Below are 22,823 nucleotides of genomic sequence, written 5' to 3'. Positions count from 1 at the left end.
AAGACGATCGACCAGGGAGGTGCGTATGACCGGTCGGACCAATGTCGACCGAGGTCGCGAGGTTCGGGCGCGGCTGGTCGCCGCTGCGCAGGAGCTCATCGGTGAGCTCGGCTGGAACGGGGTGAGCACCCGCATCCTGGCCGAGCGGGCCGAGGTACGTCCCGGCCTGGTCCACTACCACTTCGAATCGCTGCAGGCGCTGCTGCGTCAAGCCGCCATCGAAGCGATGGGCCCCTTGCTGACGGACGCCGCGCAGCTTCTCGGCGCAGCTGATCCCGCCGACGCCGTCGAGGCGATGCTGGCCGACATCGACCGGTACACCGGTACCGACCCCGCTTCACTGCTGTTCATCGAGGCCTACATCGCCGCCACCCGCGACCCGGTGCTGCGCGAGCAGATGTACGACCTCGTGGCGGCCTTCCGAGCCGCGATCACTGCGGCGCTCGTCAGCAAGGACCACCCTGACGCCGAGACGACCGCGGTCCTCATCATGGCGGTCATCGACGGCTTCATCCTCCACAAAGGCCTCGACCCGCAGCTGTCGGCCGCACGACTCGTGCCGCTCCTGCGCCGACTCACCGAAACCGAGAACGGAGCAGACCGATGAAAGCCGTCATCTGCGGCGCCGGCATCGCCGGCCTGGCCCTCGCCCACCGCCTCGACCACCACGGCTGGAACGTCCACCTGGTCGACCACGCTCCCGGACCGCGAGCCCAGGGGTACATGATCGACTTCTTCGGCCCCGGATACGAGGCCCTGGCCGCCATGGGCCTGGCCGCGGAGCTGCGCCGATTCGCCAGCCCTGTCAAGGAGTTCCGCTACATCGACGACTACGGCCGCACTACGGTCAGCATCGATTACGGGCTCTTCTCCAAAGCGCTGGACGGCGAGATCGCCAGCGTCATGCGGCCCGCGCTCGAGCAGATGCTCCATGAGCACCTCGGCGACACCATCGACCTGCGCTACCGCACCACCGTCGAGCGAATCGAAGCCAATCGCGCCCACCTTTCCGACGGCACCGTGATCGACGCCGACCTCATCGTCGGCGCCGACGGCGTCCACTCCCGAGTGCGCGCGCTCGCGTTCGGCCCTGAACAGGACTACCTGCGCTACCTCGGCATGCACACCGGCGCGTACCTCTTCACCGATCCCGAGCTGTACGCGCAGGTGCGCGGGCAGTTCGTGCTCACTGAAACCCTGAACCGCCAGATGGGCTTCTACGGCCTCACCGGCGACCGAGTCGCAGTCTTCGCGGTCCACCGCACCCCCGACCCGGCCCTGCCTGACGACCCGCGCGCCGCCTTCCGCACCGCCTACGCCGGGATGGGCGAACTCGCCGACCGCGCCCTCGCCCACTGCCCCGCACCCGACCAGATCTACTACGACCAGGTCGCCCAGATCCGCATGCCGCGGTGGAGCGACGGCGCCACCACGCTCGTCGGCGACGCCGCCGGCGCAGTCTCCCTGATTGCGGGGCAAGGCGCCTCGCTCGGCGTCGCCGGCGCCTACCTTCTCGCCGAATGCCTCCACCATGCCTCCTCGGTGCCCGAGGGCATCGCCGAGTACGAACGGCGCTGGCGCCCAGTCGTCGGCGAGGTGCAGGACTCGGCCCGCGACCGCGTCACGGAATGGTTCCTGCCCCGCACCCCGGCCAAGCTCCTGCTGCGCCGCTGGGGGTTTCGCGCCATGCGCCTTCCCGGACTCGACCGCCTGATGGTCGGTCCCCTGTTCCCCAAGGGCCGCAAGACGGTCGCTGAACTCCTCGCCTGAACGGCCGGTTCAGCGTCGGAGGCAGGAGCGGGTGGCAAGGACAGCCGAGTCGATCGGCGGCGCCGCGCGGGCCGCAGCCGGGAGCGTTGAGGCGGTCCCGCGCGACCGAAGCCCGCACGCTGAACCGGTCCCGTTCGGATTCTGTGGGACGATGATGCCAGCAAGCGACGCACCCCAGGAGCACCGATGCCCGAAGCACCGTTTTCCGGCCGCAACGAGTTCAACGGTGATGTCCGCGATGTCTATCAGGCCGCAAGCATCGAGGTGCACAACGGCCCGCGCGTGGTCGGCCCCCGGGAGGGGCCACTGGTCCGGCCCGAATGGACCGGCCGGGAACCCGATGTCGAGAAGATCGCCGATACGCTGCGCGAAGGCCGGCCGGTCGCGATCGTCGGTGACGAAGGGTGCGGTAAGACCGCGGTCGCCGCGATGGTGCTCGATGCGTTGCGGGAGCGATTCCCGGACGGTCAGCTGTACGTCGACCTCGAGCACGAAGAGGCCTCCCAGGCGCTGCATTCGATGCTGCTCCGGCTCGGCATCGACGCGGCGCAGATCCCGCCGAACCTCGAAGGCCGTGCATCGCTCCTTCAGTCGGTGACCCGAGACCGCCGACTCCTCCTCGTGGTCGACGGTGTCACCCGCGATCGCGAAGCGGCCCAGTTCCGCCCCGCATCCAAGGCCGCCGGATATCTCGTCGTCAGCCGCAACCCCATGCGCGACCAGGACTACGTCAACCACCGTCTCGGACCGCTCAGTCCGCAATCCGCGGCCGACCATCTGCGCCAGGCCTGCCCCAACCTGGACGAAGCAGTCGTGCCGCGCCTGGTCGAGGAGTTCGGCGGCCACCCGGCCGACTTGCGCGCCCTCGCCGGGCTCATCCGCCACCGGTCCCTGTCCGACCTCTTCGACGTCCGCGAGGCGCTCGCCGGATCGAGCCTGTTCGAGGGCGTCTACGATGGACTCACTGAGGCCGCGCGCTGGCTCTACCGACTGCTCGCCTCCCTGCCCGGCACGGAGTTCGAGCGGGCACTCACCGGGATCTTCACCGGTTCCAGGGACTGGAGCCTGGGCGGTCTGCCCGCGCCGTTCGAGGAGCTGCTCGACGCCGGTCTGGCACTTGAGGTCCGACCCGGGTGGTACCGGGTCGAGCACGGCATCGCCGGCGAGGCGCCTGCCCGAGGCGAAGCCGTTCCGATCGACCTCTTCAGCGCCGCATACGACTCCCTCGCCTGGCATGCCCGGCGCGCCCAGCTCGCCGACATCGCCGTCATGGGGCGCGACCGGCTGCGGTACGCGCCAAGGCTTCCCATCCGCGTCGACCCGCCCGCCTTCGGCGGCAGCGCCGAAGCCATGGAGTGGTTCCGGTCGCTGCACACCGCACTCCAGGACTCACTCCGGATCGCCGCCCGCCACCGCTGGTCAGACATGACCTGGGCCCTGGCCGAAGCACTGTGGGCCTACTTCGCGAACACCGCGCAAGACCGCGAGGCCGCCGCCTGCTTCAGAACGGCGCTGGCCGTGGCCGACGGACCCGTCGCCGTCGCGCACCTGTCGTCGATGCTGGGCATGTGCCTGATCAAGACCGAAGCGTTCGCCGAGGCCGGAACGGTCCTCGACCGCGGCCTCGTCGTCGCCACCGAAGCACTGAGCACCGTCGACGACCCGGCCGACCGCCTCAGCTGCACGTACCTGGTCGGCACTCTCGCCGAAGTCCTCGGCAGGCTGCGCCGCCGCGAAGGCCGCTTCGCCGAGGCCCGTGAACTCTTGTCGATGTCGCTGGCCAACGCCGAGGAGCTGGGACGGCCACGAGCCATCGGCATCCGCCTACGGGCGATCGCCGAACTCCTCCACGACGAAGGCGCGTTCGCAGAGGCCGAGCGCACCTGGCGGCTCGCGATCGACAGTGCGAAGGAAGCGGGGGACGAGCGCAACATGGCGGGGGCTGCACTCGACCTCGCCATGCTCCGCTTCGCCAGTCACGAGCGTGGAGCGCTGGCGGAAGTCGACGCCGCGGTCGCGCAGGTGACCCGCGCGGGCTTGTGGCAGCTGGCAGCCGAGACGCATGAGCGCATCGCCTGGGCGCTGGCCGAACGTGGTGCTCCCCGTTTCAACGTCGGGATCGGGGAAGTGGAGCCTGAACGGCCGCATGAGGAGCGGCTTCGGCGGGCGCTGGAGTTGTACGAGGCCCATGGCGCACTCTTGGACGCCGAACGCGTTCGGCGGACACTCGATCTCAACGGCGCGGTCGGACGCTGAGTCGTCCCGGGCCCCCCGGGCCCTCGAGCCGCCAGTCGCCCGAGTCGGGGCGACCCGCGGCGAACCACACCGAGACGGCCGCGTCCACGGTCTCAGGGGAGCAAGCAGCGTGCAGACGCCGCCCGTCGGCGCACGCCCAGATCAGCGCCGCGGGGCCGGTCCGGACGCTCGCGACCTCGGCCATGGGCTGCTCCCGCAGCAGATGTGCGGCCTCCTCCAGCGCCGCAGATGCGTCCAGCGCATCGCGGTGCCGGACGATGATGTCGGCACGGTCCCGGGCGTCCACGTCGAGGCAGCGTACGTCGGCCACCAGGTGACCGGGGCCCGCCCGGCCGTCGTCGCTCGGGAAGCGCCGCCAAGTCGCCGCGTCTTCTCGAAAGTCCACTTCGCATCGCCACGCCGACGTGAGGCGCACATGTTCGACCTGGACCGCGGGCGGGAACATCCGCGGCGCAGGTGCAGTGAGCCCGTCGAGTTCCAATGCCCGGTACAGGCCGGCGCGCACCCGATCGGCCGGGCCCGGTTCCGGTTCGGCGAGGGCTTCGGAGAAGCACTGGTCGCGGATCGGGTCGGCATCGCATAGCCGTTCGATCTGGCCGAGCAGGTCCGATTCCGGGTCGAAGCGCGGCGCCGCCCGTCCGAACCCGGCCAGCGGCGACTCGGGCGGCATCTCGGCGAATCCGAACGCCGCCACCGCAGTGGGGATGCCGAGCGCGGCCGCGTAGAAGGTCACCGATCCGTGGTCGCCGACGACGCAGTCGGCGGCCAGGACGGCGGCGCGCCATCCCTCTGCCGGGTCGACCATGATGAGGCCGTTCTCCAGCTGGCGGCGAAAGAGGCTTTCCATGCTGCCGTGGACGGCCGTGATGTTCGGGTGGGGGATGAACGCGACCGCGAACTCGTCCATCGGCAGCGCCGCGAGCAATCGCTCAGGCAGGGCGGGATGGTGTGCGAACAGCGAATGGCCGAGCCAGGTCGAGGTGACCAGGACCAGGCGTCGGCCCTGAACCCCCAATGCACGGCGGTATTCGCGGCGCATGCGCGCGCTCAGACGCAGCCGCTCGAAGCACAGGTCGCCGGTGATCTCGCTGACCGGCAAGGCTTCCACGCAGTCGACGGCCAGACGCCGCGCCGCCGCTGCACCGGGGAGCGCGATGTACGCGGGCAGCCTGCCGTCCTCGCTGCGGAGCTGGCCTCGGGCGAGTCCGGAGACTCCCTTGAAGAACGGGGTGAAGCGATTGTGGCCGGCGCCGTGGGGGATGAGGCCGAATGCGCAGCCCGGTTCGTGGAGTGTGCGGGTCGCCCCGGAGGCGATGAGCAGATCCGGAGGATCGTCCCGGAGGCTCGCCCAATCGACCAGGTCGATCTCGCGTTGGCGGGCGAATCGCTGACCGCTGGACTGGCGCTCGGTGTGGAAGAGGGAGTACCTGAGCAGCAGCCGGCGATCGGAAGCGAGGAGCGGCTCTACGTCGTAATACAGCCGGTTCAGGGCCTGCATCGTGCTGCCGGCGAGGATGACCCGTTTCCGGAAGGGCGCGGTCGGACCGTCTACGGGCCAACGGTTTCCGGTTTCCGGTTTCCGGTTTCCGGTTTCCGGTTTCCGGTTTCCGGTTTCCTCGCTGCATTGTAGTCCTATGTTGCTGGTGGGTCAATTATCGGTCACGGTGTCAAAGGAGAGTATTCGACATTGGTAGAGGCACCCTTGCGCGGCCTCTGCGCGGTCGGCGGCGCCGGCACTCGGTCCTGTGGACTCGGACGGCGGCTAGTGGTCGAGCCATCGGTGGACGGCCTCGAGCGTGTTCTGCGGGCTGTTGTTGAAGCTCAACCGGATGCCGGGCTGGAGGTCGATGAGCACGTTGACGATCCGTTCGAACAGGACGGTGTTCTCCGGGAGGAAGCGAACACCGCCGCCGATGAGCGCGACGCCGAAGGTGCCCTCTGCGAACCGCTTGCGCAGTTCGGCTTCGGCCTCGTCGGGGTCCTTGCTGATGCCGCACATCTCCCCGGCGACGCCCTGGGCTTGGATCGCTTCCCGGCTGCGCTCGAACTGCACGGTCAGCTCCTCCACCGTCATGTTCAACGGCGCGAGCTCCTCGGCGCTCATCGTCTCGGGAAGGAAACCGATGAACAGGACGCGGTCGTTGATCGGCGCCTTCACTTGCGAGTTCTTGTGGAACATGGGATTTCCTCCACGGTCGAATCGGTTGTCGTTGCGTTCCGCCCCGCGAACGTCCGGTCGCGCTGCTATTCGGCACGGAGTTCGTTGCTGAGACGGGCGAGGGCCTCTTCGGCTCTTGGTGCGGGGCCGAACAGCTGCTCCTGGCGGCGGGTGTCGGCGACGTAGCGGCCGGTGTCGAACCACCGGAACATCGCGGCCATGTCCTGGACGATCGGCATGAAGCGCCCGATGGTCGCTCCCGCTGCGCGGGCGATGCCGCCCGGGACGGCGCGTGCCTTGATCTTCCGCTCCGCCGAGCGGCCCAGCTGGTCGGCGACTTCGCGGATGCTGACTGGGCGGTCCCAGCCGATGTCGACGCGTTCGCCGTCGGTGGTCTCGGCGTCGACGGCGGCCGCGAGATAGGCGGCGAGATCAGAGGTGTGGACGAAGGTCAGCGGGACGTCGGCCTTGCCGATCCAGAAGATGCGGCCCTTCTCGAGCGGATTGCCTGCGCCGCTGGCGATCTGGTCGACGAACGCGCCAGGGCGCAGGGCGACGAAGGGGACGCCGAGCTGTTCGAGCCTGTCCTCGGCGAGTTTCTTGTGCCAGAAGTGCGGGATGTCGGGCGTCTGGTCGCTGGTGAGGATGCTGGTCAGGATGAATCTGCGGATGCTGGTGCGGTGGGCGGCCTCGGCGAGGTTGGCGTTGCCGACAGTGTCGATGTCGTTCGCGTGCTTGCCACCGCGGGTGTAGCCGGCGGCGGTCGTGATGACGGCGTCAGCGCCGGTCATCGCGGTGACGAGCGAGTCGAGGTCGAGCATGTCGCCGCGGACGATCGCCACGCCCTGGCGTTCGAGCCTGCTCGCATCGCTTTGGGGGCGAACCAGTGCACGGACGCGCTTGCCCCGTTCGAGCAGTGCGTCGACGACCTGGCCCCCGAGGGAGCCGGTCGCGCCGATGACGAGGACCGGATCGGTGCTCATGGGATCTCGCTTTCCATCGGGTCAGTCACGCGTCGGGCTGGTGGCGGACGCGGACCGGGTTTTATCCGGGTTCTTCAGTCGACCGGGTGCGGCCGCTGATCGCGTCGATGACGGCGTACGCGTCGCGGACGAACGTCTTGGCCTGCTGCGCGGACAAATGCTGTGTGGAGGTCTCCTCGAGGTCGCGCCACATCGCGGCGAGAGGTTCGCGCATGGCGCGGCCCTTCTCGGTGAGGTGGACGACCATGACTCGCCTGTCGTGCTCGGCCGGTTCGCGAATGAGCAAGCCCGCTTCCTGCATGCGGCGCAAGGATTTCGAGACGGTGGAGTGGTCGAGGCCGACCGCGTCGAGCAGCTCGGACTGGGTCTGGCCGTCCCGGTCGAGCAGGTGCATGAGCAGCAGCTCCTGGCCGGGATGCAGGTCCATCTTGCGGAGCATGGCGGCGGCGCGGCCGCGGTGGGCCCGAGCGAGCTCGAAGATCGCGTAGCTCAACGGGCCCTCGCCTGCGGTGGACGGGACACGGGATGCGGGCTCGGACATGGTTCGGTTCCTTTGGCGGTGTAGGAGGCAGGGCCGGCGGCGCCGACCGCTCCGACAGCGTAGAAGGCCGCCGACCCGGGTACCTGCAGTGGCGTGACTTGGTGGCCTCGCAGGTCCGGGCTCGGCGGGCGCCATCAGTCGACGGCGAGGACGAGCTTGCCGCGGACGTGTCCGGCGTCGCTGACGTCCTGCGCCTTGGCCGCCTCCGCGAGCGGGTAGGCGCTCACGGTCGTGACGAGTCTGCCGTTCGCGGCGTCCTGGGCGATCGCTGCCAAGCGTTCGACCGACTTCTCCGGAACGCCGCTGGAGAAGGTGATGCCGAGCTGGCGGGCGCGGAAGTCGGCGATGGTGACGATGCGTTCGGTGCCGCCGCGCAGCTCGATCGAGTCCTCCAGCGCTCCCTTTCCGGCCAGGTCGAAGACCGCGTCGATGCCCTCGGGCGCGAACGCGCGGACCCGTTCGACCAGGCCGTCGCCGTATACCGTGGGGACGGCGCCGAGCGAGGCGAGGTAGTCCTGGTTCCCGGGACCGGCGGTCGCGATGACGCGTGCACCGCGGGCCGCGGCGAGCTGGACCGCCAGGGTGCCGACCGCTCCGGCCGCGCCGTGCATCAGCACGGTCTCACCGTCGGTGACGCCGAGCAGGTCCAGGACCCGCTCGGCCGTCTCGCTCGCGACGGGCAGCGCCGCCGCCTCCTGCCAGTCGAGACCGGCGGGCTTGGCGGCGATGGTGGTGGCGAGCGCGTACTCGGCGTATGAGCCGGTGTCGGACCAGCCCAGCACCTCGTCGCCCACCTGGACGTGCTCCATGCCCTCGCCGAGAGCATCTACGACGCCGGCGAACTCGCCGCCCGGGATCGCCGGGAGCGCGGTCGGACGCAGGGCCTCCATGGCCCCGGAACGGATCTTTCCGTCGATCGCGTTCAGCCCGGCGGCCTTGACGCGGACGCGGACCTGACCGGGACCCGGAACGGGGACCTCGAGGTCGGCCTCGTGCAGGACCTCGGTGCCGCCGAAGCGGTCGAACTGGATGGCTTTCATGGCTGTTCCTCCTCGCCCGCCACGTTAGGTGGCTAGACACATAAATATAGCGGTGATTCTGTGGCTAGCCAAGTACCTTCTCTCGCTCAACCCCGTGACCTTCGCCGCAGCGACTGCGCGATGCCACTTGCCGCCGCCACTCGCCTGGCGACCCGCGGTGCCCGGAAGTGGTCTCGGGCTGGGCGCTGAGCGCGGAACCTTCGCCGGGCCGCTTCCTTTCGCCTGCCGGCTGTGCCAGTATCGGTGCGGCGACCTATTGCGCACCTTGATTCCCTCCCAAGGAGAGCCGTCATGCCACGTCCCACCCCGCTGCTGGGAGTGACCAACCGCGTCCTGAGCCTCACACAGCGCCGCCGCAGCCCCGAGGCGCTGTGGCGCCGGCTCCTCGACAGCTGCGAGCGCGACTTCGGCCTGGTCCCCGACGGGCCGGAAGCCGAAGCGCTGCAACAGCTCCTGATCGCCATGTACGACGAGCCGGGACTGTCCGCAATGGGGCGCTTCAGTGCCGAGCACTCCCAGGTCGGGCCGCGACTTCGCAACGTCGCCCAGGTCGACGCGCAGCACCGCGACGAGCCGGCGATCGCCGAGGAGCCCATCGACGACCCGATCTTCATCCTCGGACTGCCACGCACCGCCACCACGGTCACCCACCGGCTCCTCGCGGGAGCCCAGGGCTGCCGCGGACCGCTCATGGCCGAACTGGTCTCGACCAAGACCCATTACGAGGACTGGAAGAAGGAGTCGAAGGGCATAGAGAAGGTCATCAAGCTGATGTACCGCTACGAGCCCTACTTCGAGGACATCCACCCGCTCAGCGCGTTCGAGCCCGAGGAGACGTTCTTCGCCGAGGTCGCCACCCGGTTCTTCATGGGCTCGGCGCCGCTGAAGGGCTATCGCAGATGGATCGACCAGGCCGACGCGGTGCCGTGGTACGAGTACCTCAAGCGGGTGCTCCAAGTGCTCCAGTACGGGCGGCCCCGCCAGCGCTGGGTCCTGAAGCAGCCCGCCCACCTGTGGCACCTGCCGGAGATATTCAAGGTCTTCCCGGACGCGACGATCGTCTGGTGCCACCGGGATCCGGTGACCGCGTTCGGGTCGACCTGCTCGATGAACGAGGCGACCTGGCGGATGCATCTGAACCCTGAGGCAGTGGACCTGCACGAGCTCGGCGACCTCTGGCTCGACCTCCTCGTCGAGGGCATCGAGACCGCCCGGACCGCCCGGGCAGGCCTGCCGCGGGAGAGGATCGTGGACGTTCCCTACCACTGGCTCACCACGAACCCGTACAGCACGATCCCGGCGCTGTTCGCCCAACTCGGCGTCGAGTGGGATGCAGGGTCCGATCGGCGCCTCGACGAGCACTTCGGGAAGCGCGATACGACCCGGCGCCACGAATACGACTCGAGCGCCTATGGAAAGCGCCACGACGAGGTCAACGCGGCCTTCGGCGACTACGTCCAAATGGTCCACAACCTCAACTCCACGCAGCCGGCCTGGATCCGCCGCTTCGCGAGGTGAGCCCGGGCCGCGGACTCGTGGCGCGGTGGTTTCCGGCACTTAAGATCGGAGGTCAGGCACCAGTCGATCGGAGACCCTCATGAACCGACTCTCGAGGCCTGCGCGGCCCAAGCCGAACCGTTCCGGATCCGCGGTCATCCTCTCCTTCACGCTGGCGGCGATCCTTCTCGCCTGCGCGGTCTTCCTGCTCGACGCCGCCGGCCCCGCCAGGGAAGCGGCGGCGGAGACCCTGCTCGACGACAACGACGACTTCGGTGCGAACTACCTGCCGCTGCTCGACGCGATCGTGAACTTCCGGTTCGTCTACCCGGCCATCGGCTGCCTGCTCCTCGCGGCCGCGTTCGCGGCCCTCGCGGTCGCCTCCCGGATCGGCCCGCGCTGGTCGGTCATCGCCTTGGGCGTGTTCTGCATCCTCGGCAGCATCGGCCTCCTCTGCGTCGCCGTGATTCGGGCCCTCGCAGACATGCAGGTGGGGGACTACGAATACGACGAGCTCACCTCCTGGCTGAAAGCCGGTGCGCCGTCCGGGTTCGAGTCGGCCGAGGAGATCCCCATGCTCACGACCCTCTTCGGGCTGCCGCTCGTCGGCGCGCTCCTGATCTTCAGGCACTTTCGCAATCCGGAGTCCGATTGAAGGCGCTCAGCCGACGACAGGGCCGAGACGGCGGGCGAAGCAGCGGACGGCATCTTCGCCGGCGACGTGCGGGACGCCATCGGTGACGCCGTCAAGGAGGCCGCTTCACCAGGTCAAGTAAGGTGCTCGGTGCGGGCGTTCGCGCCAGGCGGGTCCCGAGGAGGATGGATTGAGAGCGTTCGGCTCCGAGGTTCGCAAACCCAGGACCGGCTCGACCGGTCGGTGTTCGTGCGCCGTGTGCACGGCGTGAAGGTGAAACTCGCTGAGCACGTGGACGATGCCGCGGCGTTCGGCGCGGCGATGGTGCTGCTCAGAAGCCTGCTCGAAGCGCCGACCCCGGCGATCTGAGGAACGACTGCGGGCGGCCGCCCTGAGGCGGCCGCCCTGTCGTCCTCTCCTTGTTCCGTCCTCAATGTCAGGGATGAGGCAGCGCGGTGCTGCTGCTACAGCAGGTCGTTGGTGCAGCGGAGCGCCGCCGCGAACGCCTCGGGGTCGGCTCCGGCGGGGGAGTCGATCCGGATCTGGGCGCGCTGGCCGGCGCGCAGGGTGATCATGCCGGTGTCGGCGCTCGCGGCCGGGTCCACAGTGTCCGCATGGCAGAAGACGTCGCGTGCGAGCGAGGTCGCGGTCAGGTGCAGCATGCAGCCGCCTTCGGCCGCTTCGGCTTCGACGTGCAGTGGACGGGTGTCCAAGTGCTGGTCGACCGGTTCGGCACCGTAGTGCAACGCGGTCGCGAACGTGCCGCCCTCGCATGCCGCGGCGATGAGTTCGGCGGTCGGGTCGTCGAAGACGGCGATCTCCTCAGGCACGGTGATCGTGGCGGCCTCTCGTGCCGCCACGCGAATCTCGACGACGGCCTTCGCGAGGATCGTGCCGTCGAAGCCCTCGCGGGTCAGCGTGAAGGCGCCGGTGTAGTCCTCGCCCGTGTCGTTGACCAGCACGAGAACCAGGTGGTCGGGTTCGGGTTCGGTGCCCTCCCACGCGTTTGCGCGGGCGGCCTCGGAAGCGCGCGGCTGGAAGGTGGCGAGCCGCGGGGCGTAGGCATCCCGGAGCGCATGCCACAGGGGCTTGCGGTGCTCGTTGAAGTCGACCGCGGCCCAGGAGACGACGGGCCAGTTGTCGTTGAGCTGCCACAGGATGGTCCCGGTGTTCAGCGGGGTGAGCGACCGGAAGTGCTCGATGCCGAAGCGGATCGCGCTGGCCTGGTTGAGCTGTGTCGTCCAATGCCAGTCCTGGATGGACTCCGGGTCGGGAAGGTGGCCCTTCCAGCCGCGTTCGAGCTTGGCGTTGCCCAGGTTCGCCTTCTGGTGCACCAGCATCTGGTGGCCGAACGGATCGAGCGGCTCGTCGTGCACGACGCCGGCGAGGGTCGACCACGCGGGCGGGCCCTGGAAGCCGAACTCGGCGACGAACCGTGCCTTCCAGCTTGCGTATTCACGGTAGTCCTTGCGGTTCCACACGTCCCAGATGTGGACCGAGCCGTACCGCTGGTCGTCGGGATCGCGGTAGTCGCCGAACGAGAAGGGGCTCGACGGGGTGTAGGGGCGGGTGCCGTCGAGCTCGGCGACCAGACGGGGGAGCAGGTCGGAGAAGTACGCGTCGCCCCAGGGGCGGCCGTCGAGCCGGCCGGCCCAGCCCCAGCCGGCCCAAGCGGCGTGAATCTCGTTGTTGCCGTTCCACAGCACCAGCGAAGGGTGCGGGCTCAGGCGCGCCACGTTCTCGCGGACCTCGGCCTCGACTTCGGAGCGCAGCGGCTCCTCCTCGGGGTAGGCGGCGCAGGCGAACGGGAAGTCCTGCCACATGAGCAGCCCTACTTCGTCGGCGAGGTCGTACAGGTCGTCCGACTCGTAGATGCCGCCGCCCCACACCCGGATCAGGTTGACGTTCGCCTCGAGCGCATCGTCGAGACGCCGTGCGTACCGGTCGCGGTCGATCTCGGTCAGGAAGGCGTGGTCGGGGATCCAGTTGACGCCGCGCACCAGGACCCTTTCGCCGTTGACCTTGAGGACGAAGCCGGACCCGTGGTCGTCGGCGCTCGTGTCGAGCTCGACGGTGCGGAACCCGACGCGGCCGGTCCATCCGGCCGTCCCGGCGGTGACGGCGACGTCGTAGAGCGGCTGGAGGCCGTAATCGATCGGCCACCAGCGCTCCACCTCGGGCACATGCACATTGACCACTGCGGTGGTCCGTCCTGAATGGATGATTTCCGCGGCCTCGTGGGTCGAGCCGTCGGTCCCGGTCACGACGACGCGGATCGGCACGTCGGCGTCTGCGCCACTGCGCTCGATGTCCACGTGCACCGTGAGTTCGCCGTCGTGCCCACCGCCGATGCGCTCGGAGGCGCCGACCAGCGGCCGGACGGCGGCGATGCGCACCTCCGACCAGGAGTCGATGCCGATCGGCTTCCAGATCCCGGCCCCGGCGACATCGATGCCCCAGTCCCACCCGAACGAGCAGGCCATTTTGCGGAGCTGGTTGTACTCGTGGTGGTTGACGTGCGGCAGTGTGCCGTCGCGCTCTGCCCGCGCGTCGGCCTCGGCGACGGGGGAGGCGAACGTGATCGTGAGGGTGTTCGCGCCCTCGCGGAGGTGTTCGCGCACGTCCCAGCGGTAGGAGCGGTGCATGTTCTCGGTGCGGGCCACCTCGGTCCCGTTGAGCTCGACGACCGCAACGGTGTCGAGCCCGAAGGCGACGAGGTCGTGCCGGTCCGATCCGTCGTCGTTCCACCTGAACGTCGTGGCGTACTGCCAGGAGGTGTCCCCGATCCACTGCTGCGCGGTCTCGTTGTCCCCGTCGAACGGGTCGGCGATGAGTCCGGCCCGCCGAAGGTCGAGATGGGCCTCACCGGGAACCGAGGCGTCGACGCCCGCGGCGAGCGCGGCCGTCACCTCGTCCGGCGCGGCCTCGGGGAGCGCGGCAGCAGTCAACTTCCAGTCCTGTTCCAGGGCACGGAAAGTCGATGGCAGGCGGGTCATGGCGGATCCTCAAGGTTGCAGGGTTCAGGTCGGCAGATCTCGAGCTGCGGGACGTGTGCCGAGTCGACGCGGTCGTTCGCCTAGCCGGTCGGCTTGCGACGCGTGCTGATATTATTAACCGGGTTTAGTAAAGGTGTCAATGTAAGGTCTTGGAAAACCTGGATCCGCCGACAGGAGACCGATCCCGTGAAGCACCCCGCTGTCGAAGCGCCGACGTTCGAGCACCATCGAGAGGCGCTGGGCATCGGCGAGGCCCGGCCCAGGATCAGCTGGGTCGTTTCGGCCGCCCCGGACGGCTGGCGCCAGCAGCAGGCCCGGATCGAGCTCGATCTCGACGGCAGGCTGCAGACGCGCGTGGTGCAGAGCGGCGAATCGGTGCTGCTCGACTGGCCGTTCGAGCCGCTGCAATCCCGGCAGCGGGCGTCGGTCCGCGTCCGCGTCTTCGGCGGCGACGGCGAAGCGAGCGACTGGAGCCCGTCGACCACTGTGGAGGCTGGGCTGCTCGACGCGTCCGACTGGCAGGCCGTCGCCATCGGGCCGGCCTGGGACGAGGACCCCGAGGTGATGCGCCGCCCCGCGCTGCTGCGCAGCGAGTTCCGTCTTGCGGCGCCCGTGGCCTCGGCCCGGCTCTACGCCACCGCGCACGGGCTGTACCAGGCCGAGATCAACGGCGAACGCGTCGGCGACGACGAGCTGAGCCCCGGATGGACGAGCTACGAGCACCGGTTGCGGTACTACACCTACGACGTCACCGGGCTGGTCCGCGAGGGCGTCAACGCCATCGGCGCCTTCCTGGCGGACGGCTGGTTCCGCGGCCGGCTCGGCTTCGGCGGCGGGCACACGAATCTCTACGGCGAGCGGACCGCCTTCGCCGCTCAACTCGAAGTGACCCATGTCGACGGCACCCGGACGGTCATCGCGACCGACCCCGACTGGCGGGCGCAGCGCAGTCCCATTCTGACCGCCGGGCTGCTCGAAGGGGAGGCCTACGACGCCCGCGACGAGGTCACGCACTGGTCGAGCCCCGGCGCCGACCTCACCGGCTGGTCCCCGGTCGCCAAGCGCGACTTCGGGTTCGACCGCCTCGTGGCACCGACCGGTCCTCCCGTGCGGTGCACGCAGGAGATCGAACCGGTCGACGTCCGCCGCACTCCAGACGGCCGCCTCATCGTCGACTTCGGCCAGAACCTGGTGGGCCGGATCAGGATCACCACGTCGGGAGAGGCGGGCACGACCGTTCAACTCCGGCACGCCGAAGTCCTCGACCAGGACGGCGAGTTGTGCACCAGGCCGCTGCGCGGCGCCGTCGCCACCGACCGCTACACCCGCAGAGGCGGACCGGCCGAAACCTGGGAGCCCCGCTTCACCGTCCACGGCTTCCGCTACGCCGAAGTGTCCGGCTGGGGCGATGCCCCGGTCGAGGGGCGCATCACCGCCCGGGTCCTGCACACCGACATGCGCCGGACAGGATGGTTCTCCTCATCCGACCCGCTGCTCGACCGCCTCCACGAGAACGTCGTCTGGAGCATGCGCGGCAACTTCGTGGACCTGCCGACCGACTGCCCGCAGCGCGACGAGCGCCTCGGCTGGACCGGCGACATCCAGGTGTTCGCACCCACTGCCGCGTTCCTCTACGACTGCGTGGGCCTCCTCGGCTCCTGGCTCCAGGACGTCGCCGCCGAGCAGCTGCCCGACGGCACCGTGCCCTGGTACGTGCCGTCCATCCCCGGCGGCGGCCAGTGGACGCCGCCCAGGCCGGGCGCCGGCTGGGGCGACGCGGCCACCGTGGTGCCCTGGACGCTGTTCCAGCAGTTCGGGGACGCCGGAGTCCTTGCCGCCCAATGGCCGAGCGCCCTCGCGTGGGGCGATCTCCAGCACCGCCTCGCCGGAGACGACCACGTCTGGGACGGCTCCTACCAGCTCGGCGACTGGCTCGACCCGACCGCCCCGCCCGACGACCCGGCGAACGGCCTGACCGACCCGCACCTGGTCGCCACCGCCTACTACGCGCGTTCGGCGGCGATCCTCGCCGCCGCCGCGGCAGCACTCCATGACGAGCAGGGGCCCGCACTCGCCGACCGTGCCGCGCAGGCGCGCAACGGCTTCCGCTCCCGCTACAGGGCCGGGCACGGACGGTTGACCTCGGACTCCCAGACCGCCTACGCGATCGCGATCATGTTCGACCTGTTCGAGCCCGACGAGGAGGCCGCCGCCGGACGGCGCCTCGCCGATCTCGTCCGTGAAGCCGACGACCACCTCACGACCGGCTTCCTCGGCACCCCGGTCCTGCTCGACGCGCTCACCCGCACCGGCCACCTGGATGTGGCGATCGCGCTCCTGCAGCAGCGCACAGTCCCGAGCTGGCTCTACCCGGTCACGATGGGCGCCACCACGATCTGGGAGCGCTGGGACAGCCTCCTGCCGAACGGCGAGGTCAACCCCGGCGACATGACCTCCTTCAACCACTACGCCCTCGGCGCGGTCGCCGACTGGATGCACCGCACTATCGGGGGCATGACCCCTGTGGACCCCGGATGGCGCACGATCCGGTTCCGACCGGGCTTCGACACCGGTCTCACCGCAGCGCAGGCCGTCCATGACACCCCGTACGGCCGCGCCTCGATCGCCTGGACCCGGACCGAGGACGCCCTCACCGCCGAGGTGCAGGTCCCGGTCGGTGCCGAAGCCTCCCTCCAGGACCCGTCCGGCGGTGTCGAGGCGCTCCCGGCCGGGACGCACCGACGGTCCTGGCCCGCAACCTGAACCGCCATACCCCTGGCCGCCGGAGGTGACGCCCCCGGGCCGGCGCAGGCCTAGCGGCCCGTCCGCGGGGGGATGCGTCCGGTCGAAGGCGGTACTGGCAGGGACCCTCTCGCAGGTGAGCGGGCGGTTACCGTGAATCCATGGACAACAGGGACGAAGTCAGGGAGTTTCTCGTGTCGCGGCGCGCCCGCGTCAAGCCCGAGGACGTCGGCCTGCCGCCCGGTTCGGCGCGCCGGGTGCCCGGGTTGCGCCGGGCCGAGGTCGCGTTCCTGGCTTCGGTGAGCGTCGAGTACTACACGAAGCTCGAGCGCGGCGCGATCAGCGGCGCCTCGCCCGAGGTCCTCGACGCCATCGCCCGCGCCCTGCGCCTCGACGACGCCGAGCGCGCGCACCTGTTCGACCTCGCCCAGGCGGCCGCGCCACAGGCCCGGCCGCCCCGCCGACGCAACCCGAAGACCTGGGCGCCGCATACCGGCCTGCAATGGGCCCTCGACGCGGTGACGGCCGGCCCGGCGTTCGTTCGCAACGGCCGCATGGACCTTCTCGCCTGGAATCCGCTGGCGCGGGCCTTCTACATGGACGTGTTCGACATGCCCGAGGCCGTGCCGAACATCGCCCGCTTCCAGTTCCTCGACCAGCGCTCTCGCGACTTCTACCCCGACTGGGACGCGTTCGCCGACGTGGCGGTCTCGATCCTGCGCACCGAGGCCGGCCGCGACCCGCGCAACAAGGACCTGCACGACCTCATCGGGGAGCTCTCGACCCGCAGCGAGGAGTTCCGCCGCCGCTGGGGCGCGCACAACGTCCGGCACCACGGCAGTGGGCTGAAGACCTTCCACCACTCGGTGGTCGGCGACGTCACCATCGCCTACGAGGGCCTTGAAATGGCCGCCGAACCGGGCCTGACGCTCACGATCTACAGCGCTGAGCCCGGTTCGCCCTCGGCCGAACGCCTGCAGCTCCTCGCCTCGTGGGCCGCCTCGCACCGCGAGGAACTGGGACTGCCCATCGCGCTCGACCGCGCCGACCGCCTTGCCGAGTGACCGGCGCGCGGACCAGCTCGTCAACCGGGGTGGCCGCGACCGTGATGCGCGGACTGCGCGGCTCGAGCTGACCGGTTGGCGAGCCGTCAGCGGCGTTCCCTGACGAGCAGGAGGCCGAGCGGCACGAAGTACAGGGCGGCGATGGCCGTCCCGACCACGACCGGTCCCGTGACGCCCAGCGCCGATTCGAGGGCGAAGCCGGCGATCCAGGATCCGACGGCCGTGCCGAAGTTGAACGCCGAAGTGCTCAGCGCGGAGGCGAGCGTGGTCGCGCGGTCGGCGTACGCGACGGCCTTGCCGATCAGGACCGGATTGGTGGCCATCCCGAACAGGCCCAGCAGTGCCACCAGGACCACGGTGGCCACCGGTTCGTGCGAGAGCAGGGCGAGCGCGCCGAGCACGAGGAACGTCATCGTCGCGGCGGTGAACAGGACCGTGAAGGGCCGGTGCGCGCCGAAGAGGCCGCCCAGGTAGGAGCCGATGATCGCGCCGATGCCGTAGCAGAGCAGCACCAGCGGGATCGCGGACGCGGCCATGCCCGTGTTGTGGGTCAGCAGCGGGGCGATGAAGCTGTAGGCGGCCAGCGAGGAGCCGCAGACGATCGCGGCGCCCGCCAGGACCAGCCAGACCCGGCCGTCGCGCAGGCTCGCCAGTTCGGCGCGGACCGAGGGCGCCGGGCCCGTCCCGGGGTCGGGGGCGACGCGCCGGTAGACGACCACCGCACCGAGGACGGCGAGCGCTGCGAGCGCCCAGAACGGGCCGCGCCAACCGGTGAGCTGGGCGGCGAACGTGCCGAGCGGGACGCCGAGCACGTTGGCGAGCATGCCGCCGCCCAGGACGATCCCGAGTGCGCGGGAGCCGGCAGCCGGGCCGGCCGCTTTGGCGGCGACGACTGCGGCGACGGCCCAGAACGCGCCGGTCGCCAGTGCCGTGATGAAGCGGGCGCCGAGGATGACGGTGAAGCTCGTGCTGGTGGCGACGAGGACGTGCCCGGCCGCGAAGACGAGCAGCGTCAGGCCGAGCGTGGTGCGGCGGGGGAGTTTGAGCGTCAGGATCGCCATCAGGGGCGTGCCGACGATCATGCCGATCGCGAACACGGTGATCATCAGCCCGGCGTCCGCGACCGAGGTCCCGAGGTCGGCGGCGATCTCGGGCAGGATGCCGGCGACCACGAACTCGGTGGTGCCCATGAGGAAGGTCCCGGCGCCCAGGAGGTAGATGACGAGCGGGAGCCTGGTCTTGACTGGTGCGGCGGGGACGGTGCTGATGGCCATGACGCGAAAGGGTCGCTTTCTCTCCACATGAGTCGGGATCCCGTGGCGCCGGATGAGCGCCGTGTCGGCGGGTCTGCTGCAAGGCAACCACGCTGCGGAAGGCCGCGGGGGCTTCGCTCGAAGGGGGTACCGGCAGGGCCTCCCAGCGGATTCGCGGTGTCATGTGCGTCCGAAGGGGACCCTGTCAGTACCTCCCGGCGGCGGCCCGAATCCCGACGTGAACAGGCTTGTCCCTGGTAGGAAGAGGCGACCGTTCGCGTCCGAAACGGCCTCAGGGGGTTCCTATCGGTACCTCCCAAGGTCCGGTTCTCCGGGGTTTGATTGGCGTGAATGAGGACGCATCGGATGCGTCATCGAGCGAGCGAAGGGGGCCGCCATGCGTGGTGTCGTCATGATCAAACCGGGCGAAGTACGGGTGGAGGACCGGCCGGAAGCGGCGGTCGTCAAGCCGACCGACGCGGTCATCCGCTTGAGCGCGACCTGCGTGTGCGGGTCGGACCTGTGGCCCTACCGCGGCGTCGAGCCGGTCGACCACCAGCCGATGGGCCACGAGTACGTCGGCGTGGTCGAGGAGGTCGGCGACGCGGTCGAGCTCGTCGAGGTCGGCCAGTTCGTGGTCGGTTCGTTCGCGACCTCGGACAACACCTGCGAGATCTGCCGGTCCGGGTACCAGTCGCACTGCGTGCACCGGGAGTTCATGGGCACCGCTCAGGCCGAGCGGACGCGCGTCCCGAACGCGGACGGCACCCTCGTCGCGACCCCGGAGCACCCCGGCGCGGACCTGATCCCCTCGCTCCTGGCGGCCTCCGATGTGCTCGGCACCGGCTGGTACGCCGCCGATGCGGCCGCGGCCGGGCCCGGGAAGACCGTTGTCGTGGTCGGTGACGGCGCGGTCGGGCTCCTCGCGGTGCTGTCGGCGAAGCAGATGGGCGCGGAGCGGATCATCGCCATGTCCCGCCACGAGTCCCGTCAGAAGCTCGCGCTCGAGTTCGGGGCCACGGACATCGTCACCGAACGCGGCGATGAGGGCATCGCGCGGATCAAGGAGCTCACCGGCGGGCTCGGCGCCCACAGCGCGGTCGAGGCCGTGGGCACCAAGGAGTCGATGATGCAGGCCGTCCACTCGACGCGGGCCGGCGGGCATGTCGGTTACGTGGGCGTCAACCACGGTGTCGAGCTGCCGGGCATGGAGCTGTTCTTCTCCGGCGTCCACCTGCACGGCGGCCCAGCTCCCGTGCGCAAGTACCTGCCCCGCCTGATCGATCTGATCTGGCGGCGCGAGATCGACCCCGGCAGGGTCTTCGACCTCGCGCTTCCGCTCGAGGACGCCGCCGAGGCGTACCGGGCCATGGACGAGCGCCGCGCCATCAAGGCGCTCCTCACCGTCTGACGCGCACACTCGTCAAGCGCCCTTGCACTCTCATTGTTCATTCCATTGTGGTCATTCGTAACAGTCTGCTGCCCAAGCTTTCTGAGGGGGCCTGACAAGGACTCCTAAGCGGTTGATGAGCGGCCTACCGTCGATGACATGGGGTCGCGACGAGTACTCAGGGACATCGACTCGTCGCCGACTTCACGCCGGTGAGACTGCGCCAATGCAGCCGGACTAGGAGAGGAAGACCATGAACGAGCAGGACCAGAAGCAGGAGACCCGCCTTCCCATCGACCGCCGCGATCTGCTGAAGGCAGCGGGCGTCAGCGCGGCCGCGGTCGGTGCGGCGACCTTCGTCGGGTCGCCCGCTCAGGGCCAGGACCTGTCGGACGGGGCCGACAACTTCTACACCAGCGACCAGGTGAACGTCCAGAAGGTCACCTTCAAGAACCAGTTCCAGATGGACGTCGCGGGGAACCTGTTCACCCCCAAGCGCGGCGGACGGCGTCGGCGGCCCGCGATCGTCGTCGGCCACCCGATGGGGGCGGTCAAAGAGCAGAGCGCGAACCTGTACGCCACGAAGATGGCCGAGCAGGGCTTCGCCACGCTCTCGGTCGACCTGTCCTTCTGGGGCGGCAGCGAAGGCGAACCGCGCCAGTCCGTACTCCCCGACGTGTACGCCGAGACCTTCAGCGCCGCAGTCGATTACCTGGGCACGCGACGGTTCGTCGACCGCGAGCGCATCGGCGCGATCGGCATCTGCGGCTCGGGGAGCTTCGTGATCAGCGCGGCGAAGCTCGATCCGCGCATCAAGGCGATCGCCACCGCCAGTATGTATGACATGGGCGCGGTGAACCGCCAGGGCCTCAACGCCTCGCAGACGCTCGAGCAGCGCAAGGAGATCCTCGAGGCCGCCGCGGAGCAGCGGTACGTCGAGTTCGAGGGCGGCGAGACGCTGTACACCGGCGGCACCGTCCACGAGCTGACCGAGGACACTCCTGAGATCCAGCGGGAGTTCTACGACTTCTACCGCACCCCGCGCGGCGAGTTCACCCCGGCAGGCAGCTCGCCGGAGCTCACCACGCACCCGACGCTGTCGAGCAACGCGAAGTTCATGAACTTCTACCCGTTCAACGACATCGACACGATCGCCCCGCGGCCGCTCCTGTTCATCTCGGGCGACCAGGCGCATTCGAGGGAGTTCAGCGAGGACGCGTACGAGCGCGCGGCCGAGCCGAAGGAACTGGTGTGGATCCCGGGCGCCGGTCACGTCGACCTGTACGACCGGGTCGACCTGATCCCGTTCGACAAGCTCACCGACTTCTTCACCGAGCATCTCGCGGCCTGACCGGCGAAGCCCGTGCGGGGAGGAGCGACATGCCTTCCGCACGGGCCCTTTCAGGGATTCATGCTGGGCCGCTAGGGGGTTCGTTCCAGCCGAGCGGTCGACTCCCTCCAGAGTAGACGGCTCACCGGTCCGGGTGACGGTGCCAGGTCTCGCCCGGTGACGGCCTTGACCAGCCGGACCATGCCGTTGCGTCCGACGCCTTCGAGGTCGAGCCCGACCGAAGTGAGTGCGGGCCTGAGGAACTGCCCGAACTCGGTGTCGTCCCAGCCGGTGACGCTGAGGTCCCGCGGGATCTCCAGTCCGTGCTCGCCCGCCCAGCGCATCACACCGAGGGCCACCATGTCGTTGCCCGCGATGACGGCCGTGGGCAGGGACTGGGGCGGCAGCGCCAGCATGGCGTCGCATCCGGACTGGGCTGTCCAGTCGCCCTCGAACACACCGGCCGACTCGACTCCGAAGCGGTCGACGGCTTCCAGGTAGGCGTCCTTTCTCGCTCGTGCCGAGGCGTACTTCAGATCTCCGGCGACGTGGTAGAAGCGCCGGTGGCCGAGATCCGCGAGGCGTGCCATCATGTCGCGCACCGGTGCGGCGTCGATCAGTTCGCCGACGCTGCGCATCTCGTCGTCGAAGTCGGCCGAGACGACGATGGCCGCGCCGTTCCCGAGCCGGCCCTGTGCGGACGGCGCGATGGGGGCCAGCGTCAGGATGCCCTCGACCTGGCCGGAGTCGGCGAGCTCCAGGAGCCGCTCGGTCCGGGCGTCAATGCCGCCTCCGAAGCTGACCAGCTCTAGGGAGTACCCGGCCTCGTGTGCGGCCTCGGTCGCCCCAGAGAGGATGCGCGTCGGGTTGCTCGCGACCAGCTCCGGCATCACGATCGCCAGCCGGCCGGTGCGCCGCGTGTTCAGGTAGCGCGCAACGAGGTTCGGGCGGTAGTCGAGCTCCCGCACGGCAGCGTCGATGCGATCGAGCGTCGCCGGTTTCAGCCCTTCCCGGGACCGCAGGTACCGGGACACGGTCTGGTGAGAGACCCCCGCGAGGCGGGCCACCTCCCTGATCGTCGGCCGCCTGGCCTGCTCGGAGCGCTCCGTCATGCGGTTTCCCTTTCCAAAGATTCCCGTGGATATCTTGACACAAGAGTGACCGGTCAC

17 protein-coding genes are annotated in these 22,823 nt (G+C 69.7%); 9 read left to right on the top strand and 8 right to left on the bottom strand.

Annotation, left to right across the window (positions count from 1 at the left end; translation table 11 throughout):
- The first annotated feature begins 25 nt into the window (after nt 1-25).
- The 3 genes from AB0I03_RS07410 to AB0I03_RS07400 all read left to right on the top strand — a co-directional run bounded on the left by AB0I03_RS07410 (nt 26) and on the right by AB0I03_RS07400 (nt 4,026).
- Nucleotides 26-607, top strand: a complete 582-nt coding sequence (locus tag AB0I03_RS07410) for a TetR/AcrR family transcriptional regulator (protein WP_360407934.1) — start codon at nt 26-28, stop codon at nt 605-607.
- Nucleotides 604-1,770, top strand: a complete 1,167-nt coding sequence (locus tag AB0I03_RS07405) for an FAD-dependent monooxygenase (protein ID WP_360407931.1) — start codon at nt 604-606, stop codon at nt 1,768-1,770. The genes AB0I03_RS07410 and AB0I03_RS07405 overlap by 4 nt, the downstream gene beginning before the upstream one ends.
- 186 nt (nt 1,771-1,956) lie before the next feature.
- The gene (locus AB0I03_RS07400; RefSeq protein ID WP_360407928.1) at nt 1,957-4,026 is read left to right on the top strand and encodes an AAA family ATPase; all 2,070 of its coding nucleotides are present in this window, start codon (nt 1,957-1,959) and stop codon (nt 4,024-4,026) included.
- Here AB0I03_RS07400 and AB0I03_RS07395 read toward each other — a convergent pair.
- The 5 genes from AB0I03_RS07395 to AB0I03_RS07375 form a co-directional block, all read right to left on the bottom strand.
- Entirely contained in the window at nt 4,004-5,524 is a 1,521-nt protein-coding gene (locus tag AB0I03_RS07395; RefSeq protein ID WP_360407925.1) for a hypothetical protein, read from the bottom strand. The genes AB0I03_RS07400 and AB0I03_RS07395 overlap by 23 nt on opposite strands.
- Before the next feature lie 264 nt (nt 5,525-5,788).
- Nucleotides 5,789-6,205 (bottom strand): hypothetical protein, encoded by a 417-nt coding sequence (locus AB0I03_RS07390; RefSeq protein ID WP_360407922.1) that lies wholly within the window; start codon nt 6,203-6,205, stop codon nt 5,789-5,791.
- 65 nt (nt 6,206-6,270) lie between these two features.
- Entirely contained in the window at nt 6,271-7,167 is an 897-nt protein-coding gene (locus AB0I03_RS07385; RefSeq protein ID WP_360407919.1) for an SDR family oxidoreductase, read from the bottom strand.
- 61 nt (nt 7,168-7,228) lie between these two features.
- Nucleotides 7,229-7,708 (bottom strand): MarR family winged helix-turn-helix transcriptional regulator, encoded by a 480-nt coding sequence (locus tag AB0I03_RS07380; RefSeq protein WP_360407916.1) that lies wholly within the window; start codon nt 7,706-7,708, stop codon nt 7,229-7,231.
- A gap of 134 nt (nt 7,709-7,842) precedes the next feature.
- Nucleotides 7,843-8,748 (bottom strand): NADP-dependent oxidoreductase, encoded by a 906-nt coding sequence (locus tag AB0I03_RS07375; protein WP_360407913.1) that lies wholly within the window; start codon nt 8,746-8,748, stop codon nt 7,843-7,845.
- A 291-nt stretch (nt 8,749-9,039) separates the two neighbouring features.
- On the opposite strand from AB0I03_RS07375, the gene AB0I03_RS07370 reads away from it, so the two are divergent.
- Nucleotides 9,040-10,266: a sulfotransferase gene (locus AB0I03_RS07370; RefSeq protein WP_360407910.1), complete on the top strand. Its 1,227-nt coding sequence runs from the start codon at nt 9,040-9,042 to the stop codon at nt 10,264-10,266.
- Nucleotides 10,267-10,345: 79 nt separating this feature from the next.
- Nucleotides 10,346-10,900, top strand: coding sequence for a hypothetical protein (locus AB0I03_RS07365; RefSeq protein ID WP_360407907.1), 555 nt, complete (start codon nt 10,346-10,348; stop codon nt 10,898-10,900).
- A gap of 443 nt (nt 10,901-11,343) precedes the next feature.
- Here AB0I03_RS07365 and AB0I03_RS07360 read toward each other — a convergent pair whose 3' ends face one another.
- Entirely contained in the window at nt 11,344-13,875 is a 2,532-nt protein-coding gene (locus AB0I03_RS07360; RefSeq protein ID WP_360407904.1) for a glycoside hydrolase family 2 protein, read from the bottom strand.
- A gap of 186 nt (nt 13,876-14,061) precedes the next feature.
- Here AB0I03_RS07360 and AB0I03_RS07355 point away from each other — a divergent pair, with 186 nt between their 5' ends.
- On the top strand, nt 14,062-16,638 hold the full coding sequence (locus tag AB0I03_RS07355; protein ID WP_360407901.1) for a family 78 glycoside hydrolase catalytic domain: 2,577 nt from the start codon (nt 14,062-14,064) through the stop codon (nt 16,636-16,638).
- A gap of 140 nt (nt 16,639-16,778) precedes the next feature.
- A complete protein-coding gene (locus AB0I03_RS07350) occupies nt 16,779-17,681 on the top strand; it encodes a helix-turn-helix transcriptional regulator (RefSeq protein WP_360407898.1) in 903 nt (300 codons plus the stop codon).
- 86 nt (nt 17,682-17,767) lie between these two features.
- On the opposite strand, the gene AB0I03_RS07345 is transcribed toward AB0I03_RS07350, so the two are convergent.
- Nucleotides 17,768-18,955, bottom strand: coding sequence for an MFS transporter (locus AB0I03_RS07345; protein WP_360407895.1), 1,188 nt, complete (start codon nt 18,953-18,955; stop codon nt 17,768-17,770).
- Nucleotides 18,956-19,331: 376 nt separating this feature from the next.
- Here AB0I03_RS07345 and AB0I03_RS07340 point away from each other — a divergent pair, with 376 nt between their 5' ends.
- Together AB0I03_RS07340 and AB0I03_RS07335 are read left to right on the top strand one after the other, a co-directional pair.
- Entirely contained in the window at nt 19,332-20,345 is a 1,014-nt protein-coding gene (locus AB0I03_RS07340; RefSeq protein WP_360407892.1) for a zinc-dependent alcohol dehydrogenase family protein, read from the top strand.
- Nucleotides 20,346-20,577: 232 nt separating this feature from the next.
- Nucleotides 20,578-21,675 (top strand): alpha/beta hydrolase, encoded by a 1,098-nt coding sequence (locus AB0I03_RS07335; RefSeq protein ID WP_360407889.1) that lies wholly within the window; start codon nt 20,578-20,580, stop codon nt 21,673-21,675.
- 71 nt (nt 21,676-21,746) lie between these two features.
- Here AB0I03_RS07335 and AB0I03_RS07330 read toward each other — a convergent pair whose 3' ends face one another.
- Complete coding sequence (locus AB0I03_RS07330; RefSeq protein WP_360407886.1) at nt 21,747-22,766, bottom strand: LacI family DNA-binding transcriptional regulator; 1,020 nt, start codon at nt 22,764-22,766, stop codon at nt 21,747-21,749.
- Between the last annotated feature and the right edge of the window lie 57 nt (nt 22,767-22,823).

The organism is Glycomyces sp. NPDC021274 (assembly GCF_040641195.1).
In the GTDB taxonomy this organism is placed as follows: Bacteria; Actinomycetota; Actinomycetes; order Mycobacteriales; family Micromonosporaceae; genus Glycomyces.
Note: the sequence above shows the minus strand (reverse complement) of the source record. Positions and strands in the feature narration are given on the sequence as shown.

Coding starts and splice junctions, on each gene's coding strand:
- AB0I03_RS07410 (WP_360407934.1), top strand. CDS start 26: ATGACCGGTCGGACCAATGTCGACCGAGGTCGCGAGGTTCGGGCGCGG.
- AB0I03_RS07380 (WP_360407916.1), bottom strand. CDS start 7,708: ATGTCCGAGCCCGCATCCCGTGTCCCGTCCACCGCAGGCGAGGGCCCG.
- AB0I03_RS07390 (WP_360407922.1), bottom strand. CDS start 6,205: ATGTTCCACAAGAACTCGCAAGTGAAGGCGCCGATCAACGACCGCGTC.
- AB0I03_RS07345 (WP_360407895.1), bottom strand. CDS start 18,955: ATGGCCATCAGCACCGTCCCCGCCGCACCAGTCAAGACCAGGCTCCCG.
- AB0I03_RS07365 (WP_360407907.1), top strand. CDS start 10,346: ATGAACCGACTCTCGAGGCCTGCGCGGCCCAAGCCGAACCGTTCCGGA.
- AB0I03_RS07400 (WP_360407928.1), top strand. CDS start 1,957: ATGCCCGAAGCACCGTTTTCCGGCCGCAACGAGTTCAACGGTGATGTC.
- AB0I03_RS07350 (WP_360407898.1), top strand. CDS start 16,779: ATGGACAACAGGGACGAAGTCAGGGAGTTTCTCGTGTCGCGGCGCGCC.
- AB0I03_RS07340 (WP_360407892.1), top strand. CDS start 19,332: ATGCGTGGTGTCGTCATGATCAAACCGGGCGAAGTACGGGTGGAGGAC.
- AB0I03_RS07405 (WP_360407931.1), top strand. CDS start 604: ATGAAAGCCGTCATCTGCGGCGCCGGCATCGCCGGCCTGGCCCTCGCC.
- AB0I03_RS07335 (WP_360407889.1), top strand. CDS start 20,578: ATGAACGAGCAGGACCAGAAGCAGGAGACCCGCCTTCCCATCGACCGC.
- AB0I03_RS07330 (WP_360407886.1), bottom strand. CDS start 22,766: ATGACGGAGCGCTCCGAGCAGGCCAGGCGGCCGACGATCAGGGAGGTG.
- AB0I03_RS07375 (WP_360407913.1), bottom strand. CDS start 8,748: ATGAAAGCCATCCAGTTCGACCGCTTCGGCGGCACCGAGGTCCTGCAC.
- AB0I03_RS07360 (WP_360407904.1), bottom strand. CDS start 13,875: ATGACCCGCCTGCCATCGACTTTCCGTGCCCTGGAACAGGACTGGAAG.
- AB0I03_RS07385 (WP_360407919.1), bottom strand. CDS start 7,167: ATGAGCACCGATCCGGTCCTCGTCATCGGCGCGACCGGCTCCCTCGGG.
- AB0I03_RS07370 (WP_360407910.1), top strand. CDS start 9,040: ATGCCACGTCCCACCCCGCTGCTGGGAGTGACCAACCGCGTCCTGAGC.
- AB0I03_RS07395 (WP_360407925.1), bottom strand. CDS start 5,524: ATGCAGGCCCTGAACCGGCTGTATTACGACGTAGAGCCGCTCCTCGCT.